The organism is Nocardia sp. AB354 (assembly GCF_049538315.1).
Classification (GTDB): domain Bacteria; phylum Actinomycetota; class Actinomycetes; order Mycobacteriales; family Mycobacteriaceae; genus Nocardia; species Nocardia nova.
The window spans coordinates 1-634 of the sequence record NZ_JBMVFU010000075.1 but is presented as its reverse complement, the minus strand read 5'-3'; the positions used below and the strand labels follow the sequence as shown (position 1 = coordinate 634).

1 protein-coding gene is annotated in these 634 nt (G+C 69.7%); it reads right to left on the bottom strand.

Annotated elements, in window-relative coordinates; translation table 11 throughout:
• Window positions 1-634 (bottom strand): 2-oxo acid dehydrogenase subunit E2 (locus tag ACPCUW_RS35150; protein ID WP_423429695.1); only part of this gene is annotated, 634 nt, incomplete at both ends.

Genomic DNA, 634 nt, shown 5'->3' with positions numbered 1-634 from the left:
GAGTGCGGTGGCGACGGCTTTGACCAGCAGATCGTTGACGCTGACCTTGCCGGCCCCGGTGTCGGCGAGTGACTCGTTGATCCGGGCGCGGAAGGCCAGGAGTTCGGTGACGTCGACGGCGCTGGTCAGATAGATGTGTGGCGCCTGCTGTTTGCTCTCGGTGAGGCGGTTGGCGGAGACGCGCTGGATGGTGGTCAGGGGGATCTCGTCGTAGTCGCCGGAGGCCGAGGTGCCGGGGGTGCCCGGTTCCGCGGCTTTCGATGCGGCGACAGCGTGCGCGTCGTCGGAAGTGCCTGCCGCATGCGCATTTTCGACATCGAGTCGGGTGATGCGTCCGCCGGGGCCGGTCCCGGTGACGGTCGCGATGTCGACACCGAGTTCCTGCGCGATCTTGCGCGCCAGCGGTGAGGATTTGCGGCGGACGGTATCTGCGGCGGAGGACGCAACAGACCCCGCTGGCGCCGCGTCGGCAGGGGACGGGCCGGGATGTGGCGCGGTCTGCCGTCGTTTCGATGCGATGTCGGCCGGTTCCGGCTGCTGCTCGATGCTCTGCCGTGCCGATGCGGGCTGGGTCTGCGGAACAGGCGCCGATGACGGTGCGGGTGCGGCGGCGGTCCCGCTGCCGTCGCCGAGA